Genomic DNA, 17,539 nt, shown 5'->3' on the forward strand with positions numbered 1-17,539 from the left:
TAACCAGAGGTGTTAAACATGAAAATCGCAACTAAGCTGATTGTATCTGTCGTTTTGACTGCAGCTTCTTCGCTGGCGATGGCAGAAGGCGGAAGCGATCGGACTTTGAAGCGCTTGAATGAAACGTCGGGAGCGAAGCCTACACTAAACGCACTTCTCAAAGAAGGCGAAGTGGTAAGTGTGGGGCCAGCTGATTCAACCGGCACGACCGGAATGATACAAACCTATAGAACTAATGGAAACGTTCAGACTTACGCGATAAAGATTAAAACCCCCGACGGGAATATCCATACGGTAGAGTATTTGGGTGCGCCAGTCGGCGTAAACAACGGTTAACCCGTCAAGCGAAATATTAGAGGGCACTTAGATGAGCAGCCTATTTTCCAAGATGAAAAGCATACCGCAGCGCAATCCGATCGTGACGGGTCTAACCGTAGCTGTAGTTGGCTACTTGCTCATGAACCAAAGTAGTGCGGCCTTGGCGCCGGCGCTCCCAGGCCTGCTTTATCTCTTGCCATGCCTGCTGATGATGGTCGTATGTATGAAGCATATGTCCGGCGGAAAGTGCGACAAGACCGAAGACTCTGCGGCCGGAGACAAGGCCGTGCTAAGCAAAAGCGAATAAACCCGGAAAATCAGGAGCATTAACATGCGAAAGACAATAACCGTAACAGCAATTGCAATTACCCTGGCGAGCGGGCTGAGCTTCGCAGCGGCTGATAAAGAAGGCCAAAGCCAGTCCGAATCCAGCATGATGAACGGCGGCATGCATATGGGAATGATGGGCGACATGCGTGAAATGATGAAAGAATGCCGAGACATGATGGAGACGGCGAAAGCCAGCCACCAGCAAAATGGCGGAAGCCCAGACGCGACATAGTATTCTTAAATGCAGATAGCAACGATTGAAGCAGGTAGGGCACCTCCACGGGTGCCCTACCTGTTTTTGTGTTGATGATGTAACCAGGATCGTACAGATGGGCAAAGTGTCGCTGACAAGCAGAATGGCAATTGTTTTTATGCTCGTGGTTACGGTTGTGCTAACGGCCGCCGCAATCAGCTTTAATTATTTCTGTCGGCTCCATTTCGAGCGCAAAGATGCACAAGTGCTGAATGAAAAGGCCGAAGCCGTTGAGCGCACACTGCGAAGTAGCCCTGCATTCGAGCAAAGAACCGCTTCAAGAATCGATGCAGTTATTGAGCACTCCTTTGGTTTCGCAACAGCAGTAGTGGTGGATGGGAGGACCGTCTACTCCCATCACAACCTGTCTGAGAGCTTGCTACCTCTTGCCAAAGGTATCCAAGACGAACGCTGGACGGTCGACTATGGCGGCCATCAGTACAGCGGAATCACCAGAAAAGTAAACCAGTGGGTCGGCGGACAGGACACTGTCGTATATCTAGCCCTAGATGTAACACACCGGATCCATTTCTTTGAAATGATCCAGCAGTGGTTTGCTTATACGCTGGTGGTCAGTGCACTTCTGAGTGGCGCTTTAGGTGTTATTTTGATCAAAAAAGGCTTAAAACCGATCGACGAGCTCTCCAAGACCTCTTCTACGGTTACCGCTAACTGCTTGGATACTCGAATTCCGACCGAATCGGTGCCAGGCGAGCTCCACGAACTCGTTGATAATTTCAACGAGATGCTCTCACGTCTTGATGATTCCTTTCTCAGGTTATCGGGATTTTCAGCCGACATTGCTCATGAGCTAAGAACTCCTCTGAACAGCATGCTTACGCAAATGGAAGTCGCCCTCCTGCGCGACCGCGAGAACGCCGACTATAAGGACATCATATATTCAGCCCTCGAAGAGCTCAGGCGCATGTCTAAGATGGTCGATGACATGCTGTTCCTTGCCAAGGCAGATAACGGAAAAATCATACCTAGCACCGAAGATGCCAGCATGGCTGAGATTACTGCCAGTGTTGTCGAATACTACGATCTCGCCGCCGAGGACAGGAATGTAAGGATCGAGCTAACAGGCGATGGCCAGGTGAAAGGCGACAAATCAATGCTAAGGCGGGCCATCTCTAATATCGTCTCAAACGCAGTGCGGTATGCAGATGAAGGCAGCACAATCAGCGTTGAGATATGGAAAAGCGGCACATCCATTTCTACGGCAATCTCCAATTGTGGAATAACCATTCCAGAGGAGCTCCAGACTCGAGTATTCGATCGATTCTACAGAGTAGATACTGCCAGACGTGAGGGTACTACCTTGAATGCTGGCCTCGGCATGGCCATTACCCGATCGATAGTTGAAGCCCACAAAGGTCGCATCGCTTGCGTGTCAGCTGATGGGTTTACGACCTTCACGTTAACGCTCCCGGTGCGTGACGAAAGCCGTGCGTGATGATGAGGCTAGCCGGCGATTCGCCGCCCTGCGCATATGAATGCTTGGCTGAACCGAAAGGGGTCACGGCTTTCGAACTCGTATGACTGGTTCGGAGTTTCCTGTGCAAGCATCCTTATCAAAAAAATGCGGTACGACAGCCACAGCGCTTAACGAAGCGTGCTTTTGCATAAGCCTGGATCAAGCGGCGCTCGCAAACGCATTGACCGACCAGCTTGGGAATCCCGAGCTGTTGGAGTTGCTGATGTCACGCTGCCCTCATGTGTTTGCAGCGCGGCCGGTCTTCGTATCATCACAGCGACTGCAGCAGGTGGCAGAGGTTGTCCGTGCCATTGAGCAGACCGTTAGCTTACCGGCTTGGCGCGCACATGCGTTGGATTCCGCTCCGCCTATCGCGCAACACAATCCCCGAGGGGCTCGCGGCGTCTTCCTTGGCTACGATTTCCACTTGGACGAGGAAACGCTGGGTCTCATAGAAATAAACACGAACGCTGGCGGAGCAATGCTTAACGTACTGCTCGCCCGTGCACAGCGCAGTTGCTGCAGCGGCGTGGTAGGTCTGTCGCCAGGCGATGAAGTCGCTGGCGGCTTCGAGCATGCGATTCTGGATATGTTCGCTCAGGAATGGTCAGCGAGTGGCGTGCAAAGGCCGCTAAAGCGCGTAGCTATCTTGGATGAAAGCCCACAGAGCCAGTACCTCTATCCCGAGTTTCTTCTCTTCCAACGGTTATTCGAATCGGCAGGAATCGACTGCATCATTGCCGACCCAACCGAACTGACGTTCGCTGCTGGTTCGCTCCTGGTTGGCGGCGAGCCAGTCGATCTGGTCTATAACCGTCTCACCGATTTCTACCTGGAAAGCGAAAATTGCAGCGCTCTGCGGACTGCGTTCTTAGCTAATGCCGTGACGCTAACCCCACACCCTCAGGCCTACGCCCTATATGCGGACAAGCGCAGGTTGGTCGATCTGACCAATGCAGGATTGCTTGAAGAAATGGGAGTGGATCCGCAAACCCGCGCCATATTGGCGGAGTACGTCCCGCTTACGAGCCTTGTCGGGCATCGAAATGCAGAGCAGCTTTGGCAAAACCGCCGAAGCCTCTTCTTCAAGCCGGTCAGTGGCTTTGGTAGCCGTGGTGCTTACCGTGGAGAAAAACTCACCAAGCGGGTGTGGGAGGAAATTCTTAGCGGAAACTACGTGGCTCAGACCCTCGTGGCGCCTGGCGAACGCCGAATAGCTGCAGACCATCAGGTGCGCGCGATGAAGTTTGACCTACGCGCCTACGCCTATGCAGGAAAGGTGCAGTGGAATGCTGCCAGGGTCTACCAAGGTCAGACGACCAACTTTCGAACGGAAGGGGGTGGCTTTGCTCCCGTGTTCACCTTAAGCCTGGACGAGGAGCGAACCGTGTCAACAGAACAACCTCAACACGCCTCGTATATATTTCTCCTCGACGAAACCGGTGCCCTAGAGGAGCTACCACACGCGCTGTACCTCGCATTGGTTCGAGCTGAAAGCTCTATCGCAAAGCTCGCCGGTAAGCGTTACAGGTTGGCAGACTGGTATGTCGCTATGGACGATGGGAAACCCACCAAGGTCGTCCGGGAATGGTACGGCTGGGTTGCGTTCGATGCACAAGGCAGTTTTCACCCAGAGGTCGGTTCGCCGAATGGCGAGTCGGGCGGTGCTGGAAACATAGATGCCTCCGCCCTTCCTACTCCCGAAGAACATGATGGACTTAGGGGGCTGCTGTTCGAGAGCCAGTGACACACATAGTCGCGCGCGGGGGCGCCTGAGCCGCTGAGCAAGCAGCCAGAGCTTGCTGAGCCAGCGCCGAGTGGTTCCTCTTATTCCTCCACGCTTTTTCTGATGTGCGAATACTTCAGTCCTGCAACGAAAAACACACCACCCAGCGCGTTGCCAAGGACCGACCACACAAGGAATGTCAGATAACCTGAGGCTGTGCCGCCCGCTCCAGCGAACAGGCCCATCAAGATCTCAACCGTCCCCGCGATCGAATGATGCATGCCACTCAGGCCAATGAGCATCGTTGTGAGCCACACGCATATCAATTGGCTGGTGGTATCGCGTGCCGCTGTTATGAGCCACGCCAAAAGCCCCATCAACCACCCGGCTGTGACACCGCTGAGCAGCATGACCCACCAAGGCTTGGCGACCATACGGTGGGCGATTTCTCCTAAAATTCGTGGCTCGACGACGTTGAGTGCAGGTCCCAATACCGCTGCGAAAGACGAGAAAAGAGCAGCTCCTAAGATGTTGGCCGTCAGCACAATCGCCCAGAGACGAAACAGCGAACCCACGCTTGCGCGCCTGGACAGTACTGGCTGAACCGCCGAGGCCGTTTGCTCCGTGAAAAGCGCTGAATAGCCGAGCACCACGAAGACGAAGCCTATCGAATATAGATTGGCGTTGAGGAGCGTGATGATAGGGTCAGGTAGGGTTCCTTTGAATAACGTCGTGTTAACCGCCATAGCAAAGGGTCCAAAACCTACGTCAAGCCCTGCGGTCAGCCCCGACAAGAACAACGCCAGTGCTGGGCGCCTGAGCTCTTCTTCAGCCCGTGCGGTCTGTTGCTCGAGGATGGTGTGATAATTCTTTTGAGCTTCCTCTAGCGGGAAGTCACGTCTCAATGATCTGTGGCCATCCTCACTGGGCTTGGCTGTTTCACGTTGCGTTCGACTCGAATCCAGGCCCATGTTTGATCTGCCTTATTACAACAAACTTAAACTATCAGTAGGTTCTAGATGGCGGGCAGCCAGGTTAGTTCGCGTAGTAAAACAGGCACGACTTGATGTCAACTGGCCAGCAAAATATTACAATCCTGTAAGCTTGTTAAAGAGTCGAAACCTCAGCGCCCCTCATCTTGTCCGTTTTTGAGTGACAACCAAGTTGTTAAAGCCCTCAAACGAGCCAACGGGCGAGGTCCCCATGAAATCCAATAAAGAACATCTCTCTAGCGGTATAGCAATTGGCGTAGTCGGAACCCTGATCGCGAGTGCGGTTGTCGGGGTTACCATCGTTTACACCGGCGCCTATAACGTTGCAGCAACCGAAGACCACCAGCCATTGGTTCGTTGGGCTTTAGAAACGACGATGAAGACATCGGTTGCAGACAGGGCATCTTCGATTGAACCCCCTGAGTTCAATGCTCAGATGACCTCATCAGGTGGTCGCGAATATCAGGCCATGTGCCAGCACTGTCACGGTGGCCCGGGCGTTGAGAAAAGCGAGTGGGCACGGGGAATGCTGCCTCAGCCGCCGCACCTGCCTGATGTAGTGACCGAGTGGCAGGCCAGAGAGGTGTTTTGGCTCATTAAACACGGCGTTCGGATGAGTGCCATGCCAGCGTTCGGTCCAACTCATGACGATGAGCAGATTTGGGCTTTAACAGCATTCGTAATGCAGCTGCCCGGTATGACCGCACAAAGATACGCAGAGTTTGGTCAAGGTAATTCAGCTGCAGGCCATCACTAAAGAGGAGCTTTCAATGCAAATGTCTTATTGGCGTTTCGCTGCAATGGTAGCCACGGCGACGATTATCATGTACGGCGTAATGTATTTGAATACTTACGCGTTTGAACATGTTTTATGGAGCGAGACCCGTGCTTGGATGGCATTAGTAATGGGAGCCGTCATGGCCGTAGTCATGCTGGCCTTCATGCTCAATATGTACAAGAAAAAGTCTGTGAACATAGCGATATTCGTTGGGGGCGCAGCAGCTTTTGCTGTAGCGCTTTGGCTCGTTCGCAGCCAGGCAACGGTAGGCGATACAAGCTACATGAAAGCTATGATCCCCCACCACTCTATCGCGATCATGACAAGTGAACGCGCTCAGATTTCAGACCCGCGCGTTCGCAAACTCGCAGATGAAATCATCGAGGCTCAGCGCCGTGAAATCGCTGAGATGAAGTTCCTGATCAATGATCTAGAGAGGGCTAACTGATGCAAACGTATCGAGCATTTCCGCCCCGGTCCGTTTTGCCCGGGAGCGCCATGACTTTAGCCTTGCTGCTTACTGCGTGCGGAGACCCCGCCCCAGGTGAAGGTCTAAAAGAGCCGCTTATGCGCTCCCCGCTGCCAGAAGTGGTAAGCGGTCGCGAAGCTATAGACAGCCCGGACATCCCGTCTATCGACCCGCAAACACTGGATCAAGCGGAAGTAGACAAGGTGCTAGGCTCGGGGCCTTACTGTAACTTTGCTTATACAGCCGAAAGCCCACCCGTGGTCGCTATCAAACATGACGGGGAAAGCGGGCTCGCTAGGGGCGTTGTGAAAATCCACGGCAAGTTAGTACAGCTGTCGAGTGAACCCATGGCGGGTTACTCAGCACTGGGGGCAGGGGCATCGCTTGCAGCCGACAACATCAACGTCGTTGTAGCGCTGGGCAAGGACGGTGATGTCGAGCCTAACGGCGAAAAAGCTATCGCCGATCTTCATTTTGAGCTGGCCCAGGGGTTAAAAGTTGGTTACCGCGGCTGGTACACCTGCGAGCAACCGACTCGGAGCTAGAGCTATAGGTATCAAGCACATCGAAGGGCCGCGCAAGGAGGCGCACCCGCCTCTACGTAAAGTCCGTTTCCTCACCATAAACCTGACGCCATGACCAACCTTCCCTGCGCAGCAATGTCGAAAATAACCGGCGCCGCTGTGCGAGCTGCGGCTGCTCGAAATACGTTGTTCCATCCTGTTCATGAATCGCCCTGGGTTTTGTGGAGGCCGCTTCGTTTAAGTCAGGCCGCCATGGCCTGACCTGCTTGTAGCTGGTGGAAGTTTGCCTCAGCCTCCGCAGGCGGGATATACCCGATTGAGCTCAACAGCCGCTGGTGGTTGTACCAGTGCACCCATTTCAAGGTCGCCATCTCAACAGCCTCGCGGCTCTTCCACGATTGCCGGTAAATCAGCTCGGCCTTGTACAGCCCGTTAATGGTTTCGGCCAAGGCGTTGTCGTAGCTATCGCCCTTGCTGCCAACCGAAGGCTCAATGCCTGCCTCTGACAGCCGCTCGGTATAGCGAATAGAGACATACTGGCTGCCACGGTCGCTGTGATGAATCAGTCCACCGGCACGATGTGGCTGTCGGGCATACAGCGCTTGCTCCAGGGCATCCAGCACGAAGTCAGTCTTCATGCAGGTACTGACTCGCCAACCGACGATTCGTCGCGCAAACACGTCAATCACAAACGCCACATACAGCCAGCCTTGCCAGGTCGACACGTACGTGAAGTCCGACACCCACAATTGGTTCGGGCGGGCGGCATGGAACTGGCGCTGCACACGATCCAGCGGACAGAGCGACTTGTCCCCGGCCACCGTTGTTCGCACGGCCTGGCCGCGCCTGATGCCTTGCAATCCCGCCCGACGCATCAACCGCTCCACCGTACATCTGGCAGCCTCAATGCCTTCTCGCCGGAGCTGCTTCCAGACCTTCACCGCGCCATAGCACTGCATGTTGGCGTCCCATACGCGCTGGACTTCCAAGATCAACGCCTCATCGCGTCGAGCACGGTAACAGCGCAGGTCTGGGTTACGCTGCTGCGCCGCGTGCCTGCGGTAACCGGACGGGGCGATCTGCAAGACACGGCAGATCGACTCGACCCCGAGACGGTTACGATGCTGGTCTACAAATGCCCTCAGGACTTGGTGCGGCGGTCGAGCTCCGCCTGGGCAAAATACGCGCTGGCCAGGCGCAGAATCTCGTTGGCTTTGCGCAATTCGCGGTTCTCACGCTCCAGAGCCTTGATGCGCTCACGCTCTTCAGTGGTCGGCCCGGGGCGCTGGCCTGCATCGGTCTGCTGGCGGCGGATCCAGCCATGCAGGGTTTGCGCGGCACAGCCAATCTTCGGGGCAATGGCCTCAATGGCCGCCCACTCGGACGGATAGTCGTTCAGGTGCTCCAGAACCATGCGCACGGCACGTTCACGGACTTCAGGGGAGTAGGTCGTAGTCTTTCTCATGGCCTCATCTTCTCAAGAGTTGAGGCCTCCACAAAACCCGGGGCGATTCACTTCAAGAGCAATACCACGTTCTCTCAGCATGGACAGGTTTGGCGTTGGCGGTTTTTCAGCTTTCGCTGGATTGTCCTCCAACCCCCCCTTCACCATGCCGACGTATGTGTCGAGGCTAGCGCGCAACATCTTCAGAGGCAGTTGTAAATTATTAGACTTAACGGAGCCGTGAGCCAATACCCCGCTGGCCTCATCTATTCTTACTACTGCCGGGATGACAGTCTGTCCAGGGTCGCTGGCATGAAAATAATGGATGACTGGAAACGATTGATGATTGATCGAATGCTCAAAGAGCATCTCGCTAAGTGTTAAAAATTGCGGCGCCAACTGTTCAAAGTCAGGTCCGTTGTGCCCGTTAACTATGATTTCCTGTGGTGTCTTGCCCATCGCATTTACATAGAGTCCAAGCTTGCTTTGAAGGCTTACTGCGGACAAGACCTGAACAAAATAGGTAATTGCTGAAGTAATGAATACAAGACCCGTGAACGAAGCAACAGAGGTCAAGATCCGCCAAAAGTCGTTTGTTGACTTGTAGTCACCCACGCCTAAAGTCGAAAGAGTAAAGCCTGCGTAATATAGCTTCTCTAGTGGTGTAGTCGCTATTTGCGTGGTACTCGAAACTATTGAGCTTTGATCGGCCATGAGCATTAGGAACAGGCCTAGCCAGAGACCTGCAATCCAGCATATGAGGACAACGATCAAGATGCTTGGTCCCGCATATTCCAGAAGCCTTGCGTCTCCCTTTTTCCGCGAGCCGAAGAAAAACAACGCCCAAATTGCCTTGGTCAGCTTCGTGGTGATTGCGCCTCCCCCTTGCGTTGAGAAGACGGTCTTGATGATCTCTGCGGCAGTAACCATGAAGATGAGAGAGCCGGCGACGAAATAAAGGTATGTCACGTGTAATGCTCCAAACTTCTGGCAGATGGAAACTCTCTTGACCAGAGCAGCGGGTCGGCGTTTCAAGCGTCCAGATGGCAATAACTGCCCATTCGGAACTGCCAGTTGATTCAGCAGCTCCGCCGCTGTTTTAAAGTGCTTGTGTCTCAAGCACCTTCCGCCACCAAGCTCGCGGCCCCGGTTGATCTTGCGTCGCCGGGTTATTTCGATTGCTTTCGTGCTGCCTCTTCCCGCTCCATACGTTCCCGCACGTCACCTTCAACAGTGGTGCCGGATTGCATCGGCTCGTAGAGCGAGCCCGTCGTTGGCGGCGCTGGCGGTGCTTTTTCGATCTGCCAGTGATGCGCAATGTTGGCCGCGATTCGCTCGGTTAGAGACGGGAAAAGTGAATGCGAAATCACCGCGCCTCGGGCTTTCCAGCCTACCGGCAGACGTTTACGCGGGTTAACCGAGACCCAGGCGGTTGCCTCAACGACCTGCTCGGGGCCGTCCATTGTGGCCATGCGCGGGGTGCCACCGGTGTAGTTGGCTGCATGTTTCCAGAACGGCGTATCCGCAGCCCAAGGCATGACGGTGGCCACGCTAATGGTCTCGCTGCCGCTCAGGCGAATCTCCTCGGCGATTGCAGCGCCGAGGTTCATGACCCCGCCTTTCGTCGCTGCGTAGGAGGCGTGATAGGCCAGCGGTATTTCACTCTCGACTGAACCGACATTGACCAGCGTGCCGAAGCCCTGAGTTCTGAACTGGCGCATGGCGGCGTGGCTGCCGTAGATCACGCCCTTGAGGTTGACGTCTATCACCCGCGCATGGTCCTCGACAGGAACATCTTCGAAGCGCCCGAGTGCCCCGACCGCTGCATTGTTAATCCAAACGTCAATTTTGCCGAAGCGTTCGATGGCGGCTCGTGCCAGGGCCTGTATATCATCCGGGCTGCTCACGTCGGTAGTCACCACCAATGCCGATCCGCCTGCCGCGCGCGCTTGCGTGGCGACTTCTTCGAGCACTTCTGTTCGGCGGGCGGCAAGAACCACGTTCCCTTGAAGAGCGGCAAGTCTGAGCGCCACGCCACGACCGAAACCGCTGGAGGCGCCAGTGATGACAAAGGTCTTGCCGGCCACGCTTGGCTGGTCGCTTGGCTTCAGGCGCGGGGAAACGGCGCAACCGCTGAGCTGCCACACGGCAAGCAGCAATAACAGCAAAGCCAATCCCTGCGATGGGGACAGTTGCAAAACCTTCATTGCTTTCTCCTGGCAAAGCCAAAACAACGAATAACGGTCCGCAACTTAAGTGCTATGCGACCATTTTCAGAGTTTCCGGCCCTCTCTTTACGATTCCGTAAGTTCTTTCTGTACTCGCTGGGCCACAAGCAGACAAGAGAGCCGACGACGAAAAAATGTAGCTCACGTGTAACGCGCTAACCGGCTTTAGCCGTGCCCCTTGGACGCCTTGTTGAGCCCAGCCACGAGCGCGGGCATTGCTTCTATCCCGAACGTAGGGCACGAGGCGATGGATGAGAAAACAGTGAGATTTCAAAAGTAGAAGCGCTACCCTGACAGAGGGCTTTTTATTCTGACCAGGGCAGCGGGTCGGCGTTTAGGCGGCCATACGCTCACATTCTTCAGCGCACTTCATGCATGCTTTAGCGCATTCTTGGCAATGATCCGCTTGGTGCTTGGCACATTCCTCTCCGCAGGCCCGGCAGACCTTGGCACAAAGGGCGCAGAACTCTTTAGCGAACTCACTTTCTCGGCTCATCAAGGTGGCAGCCAGGGTACAAATATCAGCACAGTCGCGGTCAAGCTCGATGCATCGAGCCATCATTTTCACATCGTCCTCACGCAGGCAAGCAGAGGCGCACATTTCGCACACCAGGGCACAGTTCGAACAAGCTTGGATGCAGGAAGCGAACATTGAATTGGTCATTACGTTCTCCAGGGTTCGATAGTTGTAGGTATCGTAGCCTGCTAGCTGAATAGCCTCATCAGCGTTTAACAGGCACAGAAATACGACACGACCCTGCCGGACCCGTTTCGATGAATTTCATTACAATTCTGTAAGGTATTCGACAGCACTTGGAGAATGCGTGCGGGAAGAGATTTATGTGGCGCAATAAAATGCCGACCAGCCTGACAGCTTGGCCGGCTTCGCTAGTCTGGGGGATTGGAACTGGGGCGCTGACAGTTATCTCGTCAAACCGTTTGCGCTTTCCGAATCGCTAGCCAGGATCCGCACGTTGCTTCGCCGCGGTACCAGTCCACAACCAAACAATACTTAAGCTTCTACACCTTAAGGTCGATTTTCTGCGGCGTCGAGTAGTACGCTGAACTTACGAATGAAAGTAAGGACTCCTGACGTTAAGTTACATTGCCGTAGATTATTTGGGAGCGCCCGTAGGGGTCGATTACGGCTAATGCCTCAACTTGCAATTATTGCGATGGCTACCCCAACAACTGCAGCCGTCATCACTGCTGTGACAGTTAACACCTTGCCCACCGTCTCGGCGCTGAGCGCCATTGCCTTGTCGACGGCGCGCTCGGAAAAGCGCCCGGAGGCGCGGGCCAAGCCCTCGACCGGGCCGTAGAGGTTATCTGGTCGATTGGGCTCCTCATCTTCGTCTGTAAGCTGCCCCTCCCAGGCGCGCTTGGCCATCATCCGGTCGAGCACGCCGGGCAAAACCATGTTGCCGAGAATTGCCTGGAACGCTGCCTTGCCCAGCCAGAGTTCGCGCGGCTTATCGACAGCTGCGCGCAGGATGGCCCGCGCGGCTACGTCCGGCGTGTGGATAGGCGGCACCGGCTGTGGGCGCTTGCCAAAGGTATTGCGGGCCCAGTCGAACTGTGGCGTGTTGTGGCCCGGCAACTGCACCATGGTCACTCGGATGTGGCTCTTATCATGGATAAGCTCACTGCGCAGCGAGTCGGTGAACCCACGGATGGCGAACTTGGCACCGCAATAGGCCGCCTGTAACGGAATCGAGCGATAGGAAAGCGCCGAGCCGACCTGGACAATGGTGCCGCGGTCGCGCTCTCGCATGTGCCGCAGTGCGGCGAGCGTGCCGTGGACGAAGCCCATGTAGGTGACGTTGGTGACCTGACCGATATCGGCAGCCTTAAGTGTTGATATTGGCCCGAACAACGTGACCATGGCGCAATTGACCCATACCTCGATCGGCCCGAGTTCCCGCTCGATGTGCTCGGCGGCGCGATCCACGGCGGCGGCATCGGCCATGTCGCACTGGATCGCCAGCACCTTAGCGCCCAGGCCCATCAGCTCGTCGCGGGTGTCGGCCAGGCCCTGTTCGCCGCGCGCTAGTATTGCCACCCGATAGCCGGCGCGGGCAAACGCTACGGCAGTAGCGCGGCCGACGCCGGCGGTCCCGCCGGTAATCACCGCTGTCGGCTCACTCATGCATCCACTCCTGCTCAATAAATCTGACTAAGGGTTCAGCGAATCAGCCGGTTCCAGCCGCCATAGCGGTGGCGGATCGACCCGCGCGGCAGGCTGAGGCCGATCACCAGCACGCCTGCGATAAGGCTTCCGACCGTCGAGGCCGTCGAGCCGCCGTCGAGAAACCAGGGGGCGGCGAGCAACCAGAGACCGATCGGCAGGTTGAGAAAGCGCAGCGGGCGAGCTACTTCTGCTAGCGCCAGCACGGTGACGGTGAGCAGCAGCGAGCCCATCAGGTGATCGCTGTTGGCCATGGCACTTTCGGTGCCGAATATCAGCCTGGTAAACATCAGCCAGACGCCAAGTACACAAAGCAGCAGCAGGCCCCACGGCAAATTGACCCCACGCAGTCCCTGCTGCGCCATACCGGAAAGGCTGCCGGAAAACTCAGGCGAGTCGTCCTGCCGGCAACCCTCCATCGCGTCGCCCTTGAAGAAGGTGCGCCACATCGGTTTGCCACGGCGCTTGGCATCCTTGAGGAACTGACCCATGGCGACCAGCTCGTCGAGCGCATAAGGCATCATCACAAGCATCGCCAGCGCCTGGATCAGGCACAGGGTGCACCAGGTGCCGATGACGATTGGCTGGGCGATGATGAAGAAGATGCTCACCACGCCTAGCGGCACCACCACCACGCCAAAAGCAGCGACCATCCATGGCATCGTGCGCCAACGCCGCGCGTCGCCCATTACCGCCATGGTCAGCTCGATCATGTAGGCCAGCACACCGACCCCAGCATCGGAGACCGGCCAGGCGCGCGACATGTCAGAGGTAATGATGGTCTCGGTGCCGTTCTCCGCCGGGCCGGTGCCGGGCGCCGAGAAGAATGGGTCCCAGGCATTGGCAGTATGACCAAGCTGGTAGGCGGTCAGGTAGCGCGCCAGAAGTACTCCGATCAAAGCTAGTACGGCGATTGGCAGGCGCTGCAACCAAGTCGAAGGGTTGTAATCCCAGCCTGGCGGCACGGCGGCCTTTTGCATCATGCCGCTCATGCTCATGCCCGGCATCATCGGCACAAGGACCGAGAAAGTAATGACAAGCCCACCTACAAGCAAAGCATTGCCATAACCGGCCGGCGATGGTGTCCAGAACAGCAATGGTGCACTCATCAGCCAGAGCCCCATAACCGTATTGGCCCAACTGGCCCAGCCAATACGCTTGAGCGAGAGTATTGCGAAAAGCACGATCAGTGCGCCGCTGACAGCATCATTCCAGGTCATCAGCCAGGCGCGGGTAGCGACGTCGGGCAGTTCGCGCTCCGCGGCCAGACGCGCCAGGTCGAGGTCGTCAGGGGCAATGTTCAGGTAGCCGAAGACGAAGGGCGCGCTCATTACCCAGAAGCCCAGCAACGCGTTGAGAAAATGACACCACAGCGTGGCGAGGTGGCGATGCTCCATCGCCTGCATGTGATCGTCCATGCTTTGATCGGACTTCATCGCGCCCTGACGCAGATACTCACCCTGGTGCTCCATCGATCGGCTCCGGTTTGAATGACGGGCCGGGCGACGAGCGTTCGGCCTACCTAAAACCGACCGGTCGCACCCGACCGAGTTCAGATCAGCTCGTAATCACAGAGAAGTCAAAGAGCTATATCTCTTGCTGGCATGCTCGATCTTGTTTGCAACGAAGCCATGTGGGCCAGCGAGTCTCAGTTTCTATCTGCAAAGGCTGATCGCCGCATTAACCAACCCGACATGCGAGAACGCCTGAGGTAGGTTGCCGCGCTGGGCGCCGCTCGCCGGGTCGACTTCCTCGGCAAACAGGCCGAACTCGCCCTGCAAATCGCGCAGTCGCTCGAACACGGCCTCGGCCTGGGCGGGCGCCCCTGCCGCCACCAGTGCCTCGACCAGCCAGAAGCTACAGATCAAAAAGGCTCCCTCGCGGCCGCTAAGCCCATCTGAGTCGTGCGGGTGGTAGCGACGCAGCAGCCACGGCTGGCCTTCGATCCTCAAGGCGTCGCACACAGCATCGACGGTACTACGGAATAGCGCTTTGTCGCCGCCGCCGTCGATGAAGCCGCTGCGCGCCAGCAACAGCAGTGCCGCATCCACCCCCTCTTCGCCGTAAGCGCGAACGAAGTGCCGGCCGTCCGCGCTGAGGCCTTCGCGTAGCACCTGCTCACGAATTGCCTCGGCTTCGCGCCGCCAGGTCGCCACCTCTGCCTTTAGGTCGTGCCGCTCCTGCAGCCACAGCGCGCGCTGTAGCCCGGCCCAGGCCATGACCTTCGAATGCACAAACTGGCGTGGCTCGCTGCGCACCTCCCAGATGCCCTGGTCCGGTTCGCGCCAGTGCGAGGCGATGAAATCGGCCGCTGCGCGCATGTGCGGCCAGTGTGCCCGCATTGCAGGCACTTTCATGCTGTCGCAGATGTAAACACATTCAAGCAGCTCGCCGTAGATATCGAGTTGATGCTGCGTATCGGCGGCATTACCGACCCGCACCGGCGCCGAGCCGCAATAACCGTCAACGTTTTCAATCTCGCGCTCGCTCGGCGCAGGCAGACCGTCCACCGTATAGAGAATCTGCAGCGGCGTTCCCTGTTGCTCAACGGTGTCCTGCATCCATTGCGCCCAGCGATGGGCTTCGTCGTGGCAGCCGAGGCTGAACAGCGCGGCGAGCGTCATCCCGGCATCGCGGAACCAGGTATAGCGATAGTCCCAGTTGCGAGTGCCGCCAAGTGCCTCGGGCAGCGAGGTAGTGCCTGCAGCGACTACCGCCCCGGTCGGCTGATGAATGAGTAGTTTGAGAGTAATGGCGCTGCGTACGATGAGGTCGCGGTACTTCTCGGTGCAGCGCAGCCTGCCGCTCCAGGCGCGCCAGGCGTCAATCGTGTCTTCCAGGCGCGACCAGGACTGCGCTGGCGACAGAGGCGCAGGTCGCGAAGAATCCAGCCCAACCTCCAACGCCACGGTGAAGCGTTCACCGGCCTTGACCGAGCGCCACCCGCGCCAGCCTTCACCGATGCGTTCGAAGCGGCACTCGGCATCCAATCGCAGCGCCGGCTCGTCGGCTTGCAGTTGTCCGGCCTCGTTCAACGCCCAGGCTACCGGGGCCTCGCCGAAGCCGTGCGCCGGCTCGACCTCCAGCTCAAACATTAGCTCGCCAGAGACACCCTCGACGCACCACAACAGAGTCTGCCGCTGCTTGTCCGCCGGCCAGACCATCCCCAACGTAACGCGTGCCTCCCCTGCGGAAGTTGTCCACTGCTGGTTGAGCACGGCGGTGCCGTCTAGATAGTGCATTTCGAGCTTGGCGCCGTCGGTGACGGAGAGGCGCAGTCGACCGCCCCGGGCTCGGTCGAGCAGCGGCCAGATCAGCGGCGAAGCATCGAAACGGCACGGGCAGAACCATTCGAGCCCGCCGTCAGGGCCAATTAGCGCAAGAGAGTGGCCGTCACCCAGCGCCGCCAGCGAACCGATGGCGGGATATATGGAATTTGCTTCCGGTATCGCGGAGCGGGTCATCATAGGGTCCTCGTTCTCGCTTGATTCAATGCCAAACCGGGCCGGCAGACCACATTTCGAGCCCATTCGACAGCAGGCGTTCGGCTCACCTGTCGTCCGTCCCGCTGCCACGAACTTCTTCACGGGCCGGGCAGTCGGTTGTAACGTCACCAGAAGACCCAACAACCAGCGCCTGCCCGTGCTTTGCCAAGGAGTACCCGATGGCCCTTGCTATTCGCTTCCACGACCAGCTTTCGCAAACCAACACGACTTCCCTTCGTGATGAAACGCTGAGAGGCTTCGCCGCCACGCCGAAATGGGCCTCGCCGAAATTCTTCTATGATCGCCGCGGCTCGGAGCTGTTTGAGCAGATCACTGAGCAGCCCGAGTACTATCCCACGCGGACCGAAATAGCGATCCTGGCCCAGGCTGCCTCCGAGATCGCGGAGATTGCCGGACCGGACGCAGACCTGATCGAGTTCGGCAGTGGCGCCAGCCGTAAGGTTCGTTTGCTGCTCGAAGCCATGCGTCCGACGAGCTATCTAGGGATCGACATTTCAGATGACTTCCTGCGCAGCAGCACCCAGCGCCTAGCGGCCGACTATCCCTGGCTGGATGTCCATGCGCTGTGCGCTGACTTCTGCGATCAACTGTACCTGCCTAAGGGGCTCGACAGTCGCTGTCCGTTAGCCTTTTTCCCTGGCTCCAGCATCGGCAACTTCACCCCGGCCCAGGCGCAGCAGTTTTTACGCCGCCTGCACAGCCTGCTGCCGGTCGGTGGCGGCCTGCTGGTCGGCGTCGACCTGGTCAAGGACAAGGCGGTGTTGGAAGCGGCGTACAACGATGCGGCTGGCGTCACCGCGGCGTTCAACCTAAACCTGCTCGAACGCATCCGCTACGAGCTGGACAGCGACATCGACCCGGCGCATTTCACCCATAAGGTGATCTTCAACGCCGCGCAGTCTCGCATCGAGATGCACCTGGTCAGCCGCGAGGCGCAGACCGTGACCATCGAAGGCCGGCGTTTCCAGTTCAAGGCCGGCGAGACCCTGCACACCGAGAATTCTTACAAGTACAGCCTCGAATCCTTCGCCGCGCTGGCACGCTCGGCGCGCTTCGACAGTGTCCGGCAGTGGACTGACCCGCAGCGGCTGTTCAGCGTGCACTACCTCAAGCGCACGGCCTGAGGTCCGTCCGCTACGCTGATTACCCACCGGCGCGGACCAATGAGCACACACATCCGACGCAGCGGCCGGTGGACTCGCCCCGTTTGCTCAGGGCAAGAAGAGCGGTTATGCGGATACGGCACCTGCTAGGGCATAAGCCATCTCGACAGAACGCAGCTGCCTGGCTCCAACCTTTAACAGTT

The 17,539-nt window shown here is 57.4% G+C and carries 17 protein-coding genes, 1 pseudogene and 1 other annotated feature; of the genes and pseudogenes, 10 read left to right on the top strand and 8 right to left on the bottom strand.

All coding sequences use genetic code 11. The features are described 5' to 3' along the window. The first annotated feature begins 18 nt into the window (after window positions 1-18). The 5 genes from AC4LFW_RS11380 (at window position 19) to AC4LFW_RS11400 (ending at window position 4,125) form a co-directional block, all read left to right on the top strand. Window positions 19-336 carry a co-regulatory protein PtrA N-terminal domain-containing protein gene (locus AC4LFW_RS11380; RefSeq protein ID WP_128118957.1) on the top strand — a complete coding sequence of 106 codons (318 nt, stop codon included), beginning with the start codon at window positions 19-21 and terminating at the stop codon, window positions 334-336. Between the two features lie 31 nt (window positions 337-367). Then, entirely contained in the window at window positions 368-625 is a 258-nt protein-coding gene (locus AC4LFW_RS11385; protein WP_128118956.1) for a DUF2933 domain-containing protein, read from the top strand. A 24-nt stretch (window positions 626-649) separates the two neighbouring features. Then, window positions 650-880, top strand: a complete 231-nt coding sequence (locus tag AC4LFW_RS11390) for a hypothetical protein (protein ID WP_128118955.1) — start codon at window positions 650-652, stop codon at window positions 878-880. Between the two features lie 97 nt (window positions 881-977). After that, window positions 978-2,357, top strand: coding sequence for a heavy metal sensor histidine kinase (locus AC4LFW_RS11395; protein ID WP_491819196.1), 1,380 nt, complete (start codon window positions 978-980; stop codon window positions 2,355-2,357). A 103-nt stretch (window positions 2,358-2,460) separates the two neighbouring features. Beyond that, window positions 2,461-4,125 (top strand): hypothetical protein, encoded by a 1,665-nt coding sequence (locus AC4LFW_RS11400; RefSeq protein ID WP_128118954.1) that lies wholly within the window; start codon window positions 2,461-2,463, stop codon window positions 4,123-4,125. Between the two features lie 80 nt (window positions 4,126-4,205). On the opposite strand, the gene AC4LFW_RS11405 is transcribed toward AC4LFW_RS11400, so the two are convergent. Continuing rightward, on the bottom strand, window positions 4,206-5,075 hold the full coding sequence (locus AC4LFW_RS11405) for a formate/nitrite transporter family protein (protein ID WP_128118953.1): 870 nt from the start codon (window positions 5,073-5,075) through the stop codon (window positions 4,206-4,208). 232 nt (window positions 5,076-5,307) lie between these two features. Here AC4LFW_RS11405 and AC4LFW_RS11410 point away from each other — a divergent pair, with 232 nt between their 5' ends. The 3 genes from AC4LFW_RS11410 (at window position 5,308) to AC4LFW_RS11420 (ending at window position 6,888) form a co-directional block, all read left to right on the top strand. Next, complete coding sequence (locus AC4LFW_RS11410; RefSeq protein ID WP_128118952.1) at window positions 5,308-5,853, top strand: c-type cytochrome; 546 nt, start codon at window positions 5,308-5,310, stop codon at window positions 5,851-5,853. 13 nt (window positions 5,854-5,866) lie between these two features. Continuing rightward, on the top strand, window positions 5,867-6,322 hold the full coding sequence (locus AC4LFW_RS11415; protein ID WP_128118951.1) for a DUF305 domain-containing protein: 456 nt from the start codon (window positions 5,867-5,869) through the stop codon (window positions 6,320-6,322). 119 nt (window positions 6,323-6,441) lie between these two features. Next, window positions 6,442-6,888 carry a DUF6692 family protein gene (locus AC4LFW_RS11420; protein ID WP_128118950.1) on the top strand — a complete coding sequence of 149 codons (447 nt, stop codon included), beginning with the start codon at window positions 6,442-6,444 and terminating at the stop codon, window positions 6,886-6,888. A gap of 221 nt (window positions 6,889-7,109) precedes the next feature. Here the strand turns inward: AC4LFW_RS11420 and AC4LFW_RS11425 are convergent. The 4 genes from AC4LFW_RS11425 to AC4LFW_RS11440 form a co-directional block, all read right to left on the bottom strand. Further along, window positions 7,110-8,332 (bottom strand): IS3 family transposase gene (locus AC4LFW_RS11425; RefSeq protein WP_168425185.1). Its coding sequence is split into 2 segments (ribosomal slippage): window positions 7,110-8,047 and window positions 8,047-8,332, totalling 1,224 coding nucleotides; the frame shifts between segments, so codons are not numbered across the junction. Next, window positions 7,938-8,054 (bottom strand) — a sequence feature (AL1L pseudoknot). Its footprint overlaps the gene before it by 117 nt. Before the next feature lie 12 nt (window positions 8,333-8,344). Beyond that, window positions 8,345-9,430 carry a potassium channel family protein gene (locus AC4LFW_RS11430; protein ID WP_128118949.1) on the bottom strand — a complete coding sequence of 362 codons (1,086 nt, stop codon included), beginning with the start codon at window positions 9,428-9,430 and terminating at the stop codon, window positions 8,345-8,347. Between the two features lie 50 nt (window positions 9,431-9,480). Further along, on the bottom strand, window positions 9,481-10,398 hold the full coding sequence (locus tag AC4LFW_RS11435) for an SDR family NAD(P)-dependent oxidoreductase (protein ID WP_491819200.1): 918 nt from the start codon (window positions 10,396-10,398) through the stop codon (window positions 9,481-9,483). 475 nt (window positions 10,399-10,873) lie between these two features. Then, window positions 10,874-11,203, bottom strand: a complete 330-nt coding sequence (locus AC4LFW_RS11440; protein WP_128118947.1) for a four-helix bundle copper-binding protein — start codon at window positions 11,201-11,203, stop codon at window positions 10,874-10,876. 247 nt (window positions 11,204-11,450) lie between these two features. On the opposite strand from AC4LFW_RS11440, the pseudogene AC4LFW_RS11445 reads away from it, so the two are divergent. Beyond that, window positions 11,451-11,601, top strand: a pseudogene (locus AC4LFW_RS11445) (DNA-binding response regulator); the annotation flags it as partial. A gap of 94 nt (window positions 11,602-11,695) precedes the next feature. Here the strand turns inward: AC4LFW_RS11445 and AC4LFW_RS11450 are convergent. From AC4LFW_RS11450 to AC4LFW_RS11460, 3 genes are all read right to left on the bottom strand, one after another. After that, on the bottom strand, window positions 11,696-12,688 hold the full coding sequence (locus AC4LFW_RS11450) for an SDR family oxidoreductase (RefSeq protein ID WP_128118946.1): 993 nt from the start codon (window positions 12,686-12,688) through the stop codon (window positions 11,696-11,698). A gap of 35 nt (window positions 12,689-12,723) precedes the next feature. After that, window positions 12,724-14,199, bottom strand: coding sequence for a vitamin K epoxide reductase family protein (locus tag AC4LFW_RS11455; RefSeq protein WP_241508959.1), 1,476 nt, complete (start codon window positions 14,197-14,199; stop codon window positions 12,724-12,726). Window positions 14,200-14,382: 183 nt separating this feature from the next. Then, window positions 14,383-16,194, bottom strand: a complete 1,812-nt coding sequence (locus AC4LFW_RS11460; protein ID WP_168425186.1) for a glycoside hydrolase family 15 protein — start codon at window positions 16,192-16,194, stop codon at window positions 14,383-14,385. 197 nt (window positions 16,195-16,391) lie between these two features. On the opposite strand from AC4LFW_RS11460, the gene egtD reads away from it, so the two are divergent. After that, entirely contained in the window at window positions 16,392-17,357 is a 966-nt protein-coding gene (gene egtD, locus AC4LFW_RS11465) for an L-histidine N(alpha)-methyltransferase (RefSeq protein ID WP_128118944.1), read from the top strand. The last annotated feature ends 182 nt before the right edge of the window (window positions 17,358-17,539 follow it).

This window comes from Stutzerimonas sp. C6.4V, from assembly GCF_058536345.1.